Raw genomic sequence first — 8,462 nt, forward strand, 5'->3', positions numbered from 1 at the left:
GGATGATCCTGGCGCACGACCCACCCCCAGGCCAAGGAGGAACCGAACAATCGGCACCCAGGGAGGTGTGTGCATGACCACACCCTGACCTCGGCCTTGTCCGGTTAAGGTCTGTGCGCTGCCTACAAAAGGACCCGCCATGCCGTCGTACGCCGCCGATCCCGGCGCCACGCACCCGGAAGGCTCCGGGAAGGCCCGCCCGAACGGCGCGGAGGAGACACCGGATCCGCGCCGGGCCGCCTTCGACTGGACCGGGGAAGCGGCCGAGCGACGGGCCCGGGCGGGCCTGGTGCGCACCCTGCGCCCGCGCGCCGCCGACTGCGGACTCCTCGACCTCGCGGGCAACGACTATCTGGGACTGACCCGCCATCCCCGGGTCACCGAGGCGGCGGCGGACGCCGCCCGCCGCTGGGGCGCGGGCGCCACCGGCTCCCGTCTGGTCACCGGTTCCACCGATCTGCACGCCCGCCTGGAACGCGAACTCGCCGCGTTCTGCGGCTTCGAGGCTGCCCTCGTCCTCTCCTCCGGCTACGCGGCGAACCTGGCGGCCCTCACCGCGCTGTCCGGCGACCGGGACGGACTGATCGTCTCCGACGCCGCCAACCACGCCTCGATCGTGGACGGTTGCCGCCTGGCACGCGCCACGACCGCGGTGGTGCCGCACGCCGACCCGGCGGCCGTCGCCAAGACGCTCGCCGCGCACCCGGGGCGCCGGTCCCTGGTGGTCAGCGACTCCGTCTTCTCCGTGGACGGCGACCGGGCGCCGCTCGGTGAACTCGCGGCGGTCTGCCGGGAGTACGGCGCCGGACTGGTCGTGGACGACGCGCACGGATTCGGCGTCCTCGGCGACGGCGGTCGCGGCGCGGTCCGCGAGGCGGGCCTCGCGGGCGCGCCCGACGTGGTCGCGACCCTCACCCTCTCCAAGTCGCTGGGCAGCCAGGGCGGCGCGGTGCTCGGACCCGCCCGGGTGATCGACCATCTCGTCAATACCGCCCGTACGTTCATCTTCGACACCGGCCTCGCACCGGCCGCGGCGGGCGCGGCGCTCGCGAGCCTGCGGCTGCTCGCCGCCGAGCCGGACCTCGCCGCCCGCGCCCGAACCGTCGCGGCCACCCTCCACCACCGGCTCACCGGGGCCGGGTTGAGCGCCGCCCGCCCCGACGCCGCCGTGGTCTCGGTCCGCGCGCCGGGCCCGGCCGAAGCCCTGCGCTGGGCCGCCGACTGCCGCGAACAGGGCCTGGCCGTCGGCTGCTTCCGCCCGCCGTCCGTCCCCGACGGCGTCTCGCGGCTGCGGTTGACGGCCCGCGCGGACCTGACGGAGGGGCAGATCGAGCGGGCCGTCGGAGTCGTGGTGCGGACGGCTCCGGCGGATGCGTGCGGACGGGGACAGTGACCACGCCCTGAGAGCCGTTCCATGATCGTTTTCTGGTTTTCGCGGGAGGAGCGGCAGAATCCGGCGACGGCCGCGAGCGGCGGCCGATGGGGAGGGGTATTCGTGATCGCCGGAATCGTGCTGTCCGTGTTCGGACTGGCCGGTATCTGCTGGGGAGCCATGCACGCGTTCAATCTGCGCGGCACGGCGGACAAGGCCGCTGCCCGGCGCAACGCCGTGCGGGCGGTGACCGCCGCCCACACGATGGACTTGCGACTCACCCGGCCCTCGCGGTTCGGGCCGTGGTTCTTCAGGCTGGCGGGGGCGCTCGTCATGCCGGGAAGCCCGGTCCTCGCTCTGGTGGGCCTCGCGCTGGCGACGGGTCTCTGAGGGGCCGTCCGGCGGCCCGGGCCCGTTGTCAGTGCAACTCGCTAGGTTGAAAGCATGAGTTCCTGCCTGACTGCCTATCTCCTCGACATCCCCGCCACCCATGCCCTCGTCGGCTCGAAGGACGAGCAACTGCTCGCGACGATCCGCGACCAATTCGCCGACGACCTCGCCCGCGACGACGACTGGTTCTCCGACCAGATCGAGGACGGCGCGCCGACCGCGTTCGACGCGCTCACGGCCGTGGTGCACGGGGGACCGTACGACGCGGACGACGAGCACTCCTTCCAGTACGGCTACGCGTACAAGCGGCTCTGCGGCCTGACCGGTTTCTTCCTGGACAACTCCTCCTTCTGCCCGTTCCGGGGCGACTGGCTGGAGATGGTCGACGAGGGGATGAAGGCGCTGCGCGTCACGGCCGTGTCGGTGGCGGAGCTGGGGTACTTCGGCGGTCTGCCGGCCGGTATACCCGGCTACGACCTGCCGCGCTGCGGGGAATGGACGCACGAGAGCTGCGTGGCCGCGCTGGAGGAGTTCGAGCAGACCAAGCGGGACGGGCACGCGCCGCCGCTGGAGCCCGAGGTCGTGGAGGCGGTCATGAGCGTCATCGGCTGGCTCCGGATGGCCGCGTCCCGTCCCGGACTCGGCGTCATCGGCTTCGTCGCCTGATCCGGCCGCCTGCTTGACGGGTGCGCCCCGCGAGAGGCCCGGTACGGGTCCGCGTCCGGTCGCACGGCGCGGCGTTCACCGCTTCGGGCGACATAGATCCGTATATCCGAGTGGATCGCCGTCCGGACGAGGGATCGGTGGCACTCTGACGCGGAGCGCACGCCGGGCCGGCCCGGTGGGAAAGGGGCGGTGACGTCATGGCGGACCACCAGGAGGCGACCCTCACCCTGCCGAGCGAACCCGTGTCGGTACCCGCCGCGCGGCGGTTCGCCCGTGAGGTGCTGTCCTCCTGGGGGCTCGACGAGACGGGCAGGACGGCGGGCGCGCTGCTCCTGATGGTGTCGGAGCTGGCGACCAACGCCGTCCAGCACACCCGCGGCCAGTCGCCCGTCTTCACGCTCGACGTCCGCCTGGAGCGCCACGAGCGGCTGTGCATCGGGGTGACCGACAGCCACCCCCGGTGGCCCCGGCGGCTCCCGGCCGCCGTCCAGCAGGACAACGGCCGGGGCCTGGTGATCATCCGCACGCTGGCCGCCGAGGCCGGCGGCCGGATGTCGGTCACGCCGACGGACGAGGGCGGCAAGACGGTGTGGATCACACTGCCCTGGCCCGCCCCCGGTCCCGCACCGGGCTGAGCCGCGCGGCCCCGGCCCCGGACCCGGGGTACGGGCCGGAGCCGGGAGTACGGCCGGGGCCGGGCCGGTCGGCTTCGGAGGGAGGCGGGCGACGTCGGGGGTCGGGTCAGCGCACGCGCCCGTACAGCACCTTCCAGGTCCAGATCCGCTCCAGCTTCACCCAGGAACCGGTCTTGGGGGAGTGCCAGATCTTGTTGTTCCCGGCGTAGATCCCCACGTGGTAGACGTGCCCACCGGAGTGGAAGAACACGAGGTCTCCCTTCTGGCGGTGCGCGGCGGAGATGTGCCGTGTCTTGTTGTACTGCTGCTGCGCGGTGCGGGGCAGCTTCTTGCCCGCCTTGCGGAACGCGTACTGGGTCAGACCCGAACAGTCGAACCGGCCGGGTCCGGTGGCCCCCCAGCGGTAGGGGGACCCCTTCTTCGACGCGGCGATGTTCAGCGCCTTGTCGGCATAGGTGGGCACGGTGGCCTGGGCCGCCGGTGCGGCTCCGGGAGCGATCAGCGTGCCGCCGACGGCGGCGAGAGTGAGAGCCGAGACGGCTCCGGCCCGGGACAGCAGGGACGGGACGTTCATCTGCGCAGTCATGCGCGACCCTTCGTCAGCCGCCTGTGAAGGATGACCTGTCGGGTTCGGGCAGGCGAAGAATGCCCGGCCGCGGCTGCGGCTTCACCCCGAGGGACGGCTCCGATCGCTCGGACGCCCCGTGTTGCTCGGGTCCTCCACTCCTGCCGGTCCACTCCGGTCGACCAGACGTCCAGGGCGGCGGCAGGACTCGGCGTCCGCCCGGACCGCCCCGCCTCGGGTGGCGGGGGCTTGTCGTCGTCAGGGATCTTGACGCACGACACCGCCGAAAACCGAGTGGATAAGGCGATTTGTGAGTCTCCTCACGACTGAACCATTGGAGTGGACAAGGGGGTTCGGGGCTCGCGCGGGGTCTCGGCGGCGAGGCTCCGACCAGCGGCGGGGAGCGGCGCGTCCGCCGGACGGATGGACGGGCCGCGCAAGTCGTCCGGTCTTTCCACCGGCCTGTCGGATCCGCCGAAGGAAGGAGTGATGATGTGATTTTCGTGCGCCAAGTGGAGCTGGACACGACACCCGCCGCTGTCAACCAGTCCGCTCCCCGGGGATGACGACCCGCCCCGAGCGCCGCTCACCGTCCAGGACGCGCAGCGCCCGCGCCAGGGTTTCCGTGTGCACCTCGGTCTCACCCCGCAGATGCATCGTGGTGAGCGCCTCGCGCAGTGCCGTCGCCCGTCCGACCAGCGCCTGGGCGGCCCGGAGCGCGCCGTAGGTGTGGCCGGTCCGGGCGGGGTTGATCCGCCCGAGCAGATCGACGACCTCCAGGTACGTGTCGATGAACTCGCCCTCGGCGCGCGTCAGCGCGGGCAGCGGCGGCAGCTCCGGGACCACCGGGGCCTCACTCTTCCCCGGCCCCGGACCGGGCGTCCCCCGTGCCGGTGCCGGTGCCGGTGCCGGTGCCCGTGTCGGTGTCGGCGCCGCCGGTGTCGTGGCGGCCCCGGACCACCTGGTCCACCAGCCCGTACGCCCGCGCGCCCGCCGCGTCGAGGATCGTGGTCCGGTCGATGTCGGCGTCCACCAGGGCGCGCTCCCGCCCGGTGTGCTCGGCGAGCAGCCCGGCGAGCAGATCCCGTTGGCGCAGCAGCTCCCGGGCCTGGATGTCGAGATCGCTCGGCTGCCCCTGCACCGGTTCGTCGAGCGCGGGCGGCTCCAGGACGATCCGGGCGCGCGGCAGGGCGAGCCGGCGTCCCGGGGTTCCCGCCGCGAGGAGTACGGCCGCCGGCCCCGCGGCCTGGCCGAGGCAGATGGTCTCCACCTCGCACGACACCGTGCGGATCGTGTCGTAGATCGCGGTCATGGCGGTGACCGAGCCGCCGGGGGAGTTGATGTAGAGGCTGATCACCCGCTCCGGCGCGGCGTAGTCCAGGTGCAGGAACTGGGCGATGACGTCGTTCGCGGCCGCCTCGTCCACCGGGGTGCCCAGCATGACGATCCGCTCCTCGAAGAGCTTCGCGTACGGATCGAGCGTGCGGACCCCGAAGGACGTGCGCTCCGTGAACTCCGGAAGGACATGGCGCATCTGCATGAGGCTTTCCTCCTTCTGTAAAAAATGTACAGGACGTACAGCCCGTAAGATGAGGAGCATGACCTACGAGATTCCGGTGACGCAAGCGCGCGCAGAGCTCGCGGATCTGATCAACCGCGTCGTCTACGGCGACGAGCGCGTCGTCGTCACCCGGCACGGCAAGCCCCTGGTCGCCCTGGTCTCCGCCGCCGACCTGGAACGACTCGAATCCCTGCGGGAGAGCGAGAGCGAGCCGGTGATCAGCGCGGTGTCGACGCTCCGCGACACCGCGTCCGCTCCGGGCGAACAGCGCCGCTTCGGCATCGCGGCCCACCATCGCGAGCCCGGCGCCGACGCCTGAACCGAGCCGTCGGGGCCGTCGGGGCTGTTGTCGGAGCCGGCGCGCCGCCCGGTGCCGCGCGCCGCGCCTCCGCCTTGTTAACGGACACGCAAAGTGCGCGTCAGGGGTCCGGAAAGACTTCCGCCGCAACGCGCAATCTCTCGGAACACGCCCCCTCGTCCCCGTTCGACGGCATGTCGAGCGTGGGTAGGGTCCGGCGCAGTCCCGGGAGACACCCGGTGTGCCGACAGCGAGGTGGAAGCGTGCGACTCAGCCCCCACGAGCAGGAGCGGCTGCTCATCCATGTCGCGGCCGACGTGGCCGAGAGGCGCCGGGCCCGCGGGGTGAAGCTCAACCACCCCGAGGCCGTCGCCCTCATCACCGCCCACGTCCTGGAGGGCGCCCGGGACGGGCGGACCGTCGCGGAGCTGATGGACTCCGGACGCAAGGTGCTGACCAGCAAGGACGTCATGGACGGCGTCCCCCAGATGATCCCCGACGTGCAGGTCGAGGCCACCTTCCCGGACGGCACCAAGCTCGTCACCGTCCACGAGCCCATCTTCCCGGGGGAGCCCCGTACCCGATGATCCCCGGACAGATCCTCTTCGCGGACGGCCCGGTGGTCCTCAACGAGGGCCGCCCCGTCACCCGCCTCACCGTCCTCAACACCGCCGACCGTCCCGTCCAGGTCGGCTCCCACTACCACTTCGCCGAGGTCAACCCCGGTCTCGACTTCGACCGCGCGGCCGCCCGGGGGCTGCGGCTGCACATCGCCGCCGGCACCGCCGTCCGCTTCGAGCCCGGCATCCCGGTCGAGGTCGAGCTGGTGCCGCTGGCCGGCCGCCGGTTCGTGCCGGGCCTGCGCGGCGAGACGGCCGGCCCGCTGGACCCCGCGAGCGACGCGACCGCCGAGGACCGTCCGAACGGAGCCGACCGTGCCTGAGCTGCACCGCGCCGCCTACGCCGATCTGTTCGGCCCCACCACCGGCGACCGGATCCGGCTCGCCGACACCGATCTGCTGGTACGGATCGAGGAGGACCGCTCCGGCGGCCCCGGCCTGGCGGGTGAGGAAGCCGTCTTCGGCGGCGGCAAGGTCATCCGCGAGTCGATGGGCCAGTCCTGTGTCACCCGCGCCGAGGGCGCCCCCGACACCGTGATCACCGGCGCGGTCGTCATCGACCACTGGGGCGTCGTCAAGGCCGACATCGGCATCCGCGGCGGCCGGATCACCGCCCTCGGCAAGGCCGGCAACCCCGACACCATGGACGGGGTCCACCCCGACCTCGTCATCGGCCCCGAGACCGAGGTGATCGTCGGCAACGGGCGCATCGTCACCGCCGGGGCCGTGGACACCCATGTCCACTTCATCGGACCGACCGTCGTCGAACAGGCCCTCGCCACCGGGATCACCACCCTCGTCGGCGGCGGCACCGGTCCCGCCGAGGGCACCAAGGCCACCACCGTCACCCCGGGACCCTGGCACATGGCCCGGATGTTCGAGGCCCTGGACACCTTCCCGGTCAACATCGGCCTGCTCGGCAAGGGCAACACGATGTCCCGCGACGCGATGCGCTCCCAACTGCGGGGCGGCGCACTGGGGTTCAAGGTCCACGAGGACTGGGGCGCCACCCCCGCCGTCATCGACGCCTGTCTGGACGTCTGCGAGGAGTCCGGCGCCCAGCTCGCCATCCACACCGACACCCTGAACGAGGCCGGCTTCGTCGGCGACACGCTGGCCGCCATCGCGGGCCGCACCATCCACACGTACCACACCGAGGGCGCGGGCGGCGGGCACGCGCCCGACATCATCACCGTGGTCTCCGAGCCGTACGTCCTGCCCAGTTCGACCAACCCCACCCGGCCGCACACGGTCAACACCGTCAAAGAGCATCTCGACATGCTGATGGTGTGCCACCACCTCAACCCGGCCGTCCCGGAGGACCTCGCCTTCGCGGAGTCCCGGATCCGGCCCACGACGATCGCGGCCGAGGACATCCTGCACGACCTCGGCGCCATCTCGATCATGTCCTCCGACTCCCAGGCGATGGGCCGCATCGGTGAGGTGATCATGCGGACCTGGCAGACCGCCCACGTCATGAAGAAGCGGCGGGGCGCCCTGCCCGGCGACGGCGACGACGACAACCACCGGGCCCGGCGCTACGTCGCCAAGTACACGATCAACCCGGCCGTCGCACAGGGCCTGGACCACCTCGTCGGCTCCGTCGAGACCGGCAAGCTCGCCGACCTCGTGCTCTGGGAACCCGCCTTCTTCGGCGTCAAGCCGCTCCTCGTCCTCAAGAGCGGCCAGATCGCCTACGCGCAACTGGGCGACGCCAACGCCTCCATCCCCACCCCGCAACCCGTGCTGCCCCGCCCGATGTTCGGCGCGCTCGGCCGGGCCGCGGCGGCGGGATCCGTCAACTTCACCGCTCCGGCCGCGATCGAGGACGGACTGCCCGAAAAGCTCGGCCTGAACAAGGAGTTCACCGCCATCGGCTCCACCCGCCGGACCACCAAGGCCGACATGCGGGAGAACGACGCGATGCCCCGGGTCGAGGTCCACCCCGACAAGTTCCAGGTGCGGATCGACGGCGAGCGGGTCGAACCGCACCCCGTCACGGAACTGCCCATGGCCCAGCGCTACTTCCTCTTCTGAGCGCCACCGTCATGTCCGAATCCGCAGCGCGTGCCGCGCTCCTCGTGCTCGCCGACGGGCGGTTCCCCGCCGGCGGACACGCCCACTCCGGCGGCGCCGAGGCCGCGGTCCGGGCCGGCCGGCTCACCGACGCCGCCGGCCTGGAGTCCTTCTGCCAGGGCCGGTTGCACACCACCGGCCTCACCTCGGCCGGCCTCGCCGCCGCGGCGGCCCTCGGCGCCGACCCGCTGCTCGGCGATGGCGGCGATGAGCAGATCCGTGTGCGAGAGCGCCCGGTGGAAGCCCCGCTGCAGCGCCTCGTTCTGGATGGCGAGGGCC

The 8,462-nt window shown here is 72.4% G+C and carries 11 protein-coding genes, 1 pseudogene and 1 riboswitch; of the genes and pseudogenes, 9 read left to right on the forward strand and 3 right to left on the reverse strand.

The genetic code is table 11. The annotated features are described in order from the left end of the window. Positions 1-139: 139 nt before the first annotated feature. The 4 genes from ABZ990_RS14945 to ABZ990_RS14960 all read left to right on the forward strand — a co-directional run bounded on the left by ABZ990_RS14945 (position 140) and on the right by ABZ990_RS14960 (position 3,063). The gene (locus ABZ990_RS14945) at positions 140-1,393 is read left to right on the forward strand and encodes an 8-amino-7-oxononanoate synthase (RefSeq protein ID WP_361230802.1); all 1,254 of its coding nucleotides are present in this window, start codon (positions 140-142) and stop codon (positions 1,391-1,393) included. Between the two features lie 102 nt (positions 1,394-1,495). Then, positions 1,496-1,762 carry a hypothetical protein gene (locus ABZ990_RS14950; protein WP_361230804.1) on the forward strand — a complete coding sequence of 89 codons (267 nt, stop codon included), beginning with the start codon at positions 1,496-1,498 and terminating at the stop codon, positions 1,760-1,762. A gap of 54 nt (positions 1,763-1,816) precedes the next feature. Beyond that, entirely contained in the window at positions 1,817-2,428 is a 612-nt protein-coding gene (locus ABZ990_RS14955) for a hypothetical protein (protein ID WP_361230806.1), read from the forward strand. Between the two features lie 197 nt (positions 2,429-2,625). Continuing rightward, positions 2,626-3,063 (forward strand): ATP-binding protein, encoded by a 438-nt coding sequence (locus ABZ990_RS14960; RefSeq protein WP_361230807.1) that lies wholly within the window; start codon positions 2,626-2,628, stop codon positions 3,061-3,063. 106 nt (positions 3,064-3,169) lie between these two features. Here ABZ990_RS14960 and ABZ990_RS14965 read toward each other — a convergent pair whose 3' ends face one another. The 3 genes from ABZ990_RS14965 to ABZ990_RS14975 all read right to left on the reverse strand — a co-directional run bounded on the left by ABZ990_RS14965 (position 3,170) and on the right by ABZ990_RS14975 (position 5,168). Next, on the reverse strand, positions 3,170-3,649 hold the full coding sequence (locus tag ABZ990_RS14965; RefSeq protein WP_361230809.1) for a C40 family peptidase: 480 nt from the start codon (positions 3,647-3,649) through the stop codon (positions 3,170-3,172). Positions 3,650-3,652: 3 nt separating this feature from the next. Further along, positions 3,653-3,818: riboswitch (cyclic di-AMP (ydaO/yuaA leader) on the reverse strand. Positions 3,819-4,168: 350 nt separating this feature from the next. Next, entirely contained in the window at positions 4,169-4,474 is a 306-nt protein-coding gene (locus ABZ990_RS14970; protein ID WP_361230811.1) for a hypothetical protein, read from the reverse strand. A 7-nt stretch (positions 4,475-4,481) separates the two neighbouring features. After that, positions 4,482-5,168 carry an ATP-dependent Clp protease proteolytic subunit gene (locus tag ABZ990_RS14975; RefSeq protein WP_361230813.1) on the reverse strand — a complete coding sequence of 229 codons (687 nt, stop codon included), beginning with the start codon at positions 5,166-5,168 and terminating at the stop codon, positions 4,482-4,484. Between the two features lie 58 nt (positions 5,169-5,226). Between ABZ990_RS14975 and ABZ990_RS14980 the strand changes: the two genes are divergently transcribed. From ABZ990_RS14980 to ABZ990_RS15000, 5 genes and pseudogenes are all read left to right on the forward strand, one after another. Next, entirely contained in the window at positions 5,227-5,508 is a 282-nt protein-coding gene (locus tag ABZ990_RS14980; protein WP_361230815.1) for a type II toxin-antitoxin system Phd/YefM family antitoxin, read from the forward strand. A 242-nt stretch (positions 5,509-5,750) separates the two neighbouring features. Next, the gene (locus tag ABZ990_RS14985; RefSeq protein WP_361230816.1) at positions 5,751-6,074 is read left to right on the forward strand and encodes an urease subunit gamma; all 324 of its coding nucleotides are present in this window, start codon (positions 5,751-5,753) and stop codon (positions 6,072-6,074) included. Next, a complete protein-coding gene (locus ABZ990_RS14990; protein WP_361230818.1) occupies positions 6,071-6,430 on the forward strand; it encodes an urease subunit beta in 360 nt (119 codons plus the stop codon). Before ABZ990_RS14985 ends, ABZ990_RS14990 begins: the two co-directional genes overlap by 4 nt. Continuing rightward, entirely contained in the window at positions 6,423-8,144 is a 1,722-nt protein-coding gene (locus ABZ990_RS14995; RefSeq protein WP_361230820.1) for an urease subunit alpha, read from the forward strand. Before ABZ990_RS14990 ends, ABZ990_RS14995 begins: the two co-directional genes overlap by 8 nt. A gap of 11 nt (positions 8,145-8,155) precedes the next feature. Next, positions 8,156-8,462 (forward strand): annotated as a pseudogene (locus tag ABZ990_RS15000) (hypothetical protein); the annotation flags it as partial.

The sequence above is a fragment of the Streptomyces sp. NPDC046203 genome (genome assembly GCF_040646255.1).
Taxonomy (GTDB): Bacteria; Actinomycetota; Actinomycetes; order Streptomycetales; family Streptomycetaceae; genus Streptomyces.

Coding starts and splice junctions, on each gene's coding strand:
- ABZ990_RS14945 (WP_361230802.1), top strand. CDS start 140: ATGCCGTCGTACGCCGCCGATCCCGGCGCCACGCACCCGGAAGGCTCC.
- ABZ990_RS14955 (WP_361230806.1), top strand. CDS start 1,817: ATGAGTTCCTGCCTGACTGCCTATCTCCTCGACATCCCCGCCACCCAT.
- ABZ990_RS14960 (WP_361230807.1), top strand. CDS start 2,626: ATGGCGGACCACCAGGAGGCGACCCTCACCCTGCCGAGCGAACCCGTG.
- ABZ990_RS14965 (WP_361230809.1), bottom strand. CDS start 3,649: ATGACTGCGCAGATGAACGTCCCGTCCCTGCTGTCCCGGGCCGGAGCC.
- ABZ990_RS14975 (WP_361230813.1), bottom strand. CDS start 5,168: ATGCAGATGCGCCATGTCCTTCCGGAGTTCACGGAGCGCACGTCCTTC.
- ABZ990_RS14980 (WP_361230815.1), top strand. CDS start 5,227: ATGACCTACGAGATTCCGGTGACGCAAGCGCGCGCAGAGCTCGCGGAT.
- ABZ990_RS14990 (WP_361230818.1), top strand. CDS start 6,071: ATGATCCCCGGACAGATCCTCTTCGCGGACGGCCCGGTGGTCCTCAAC.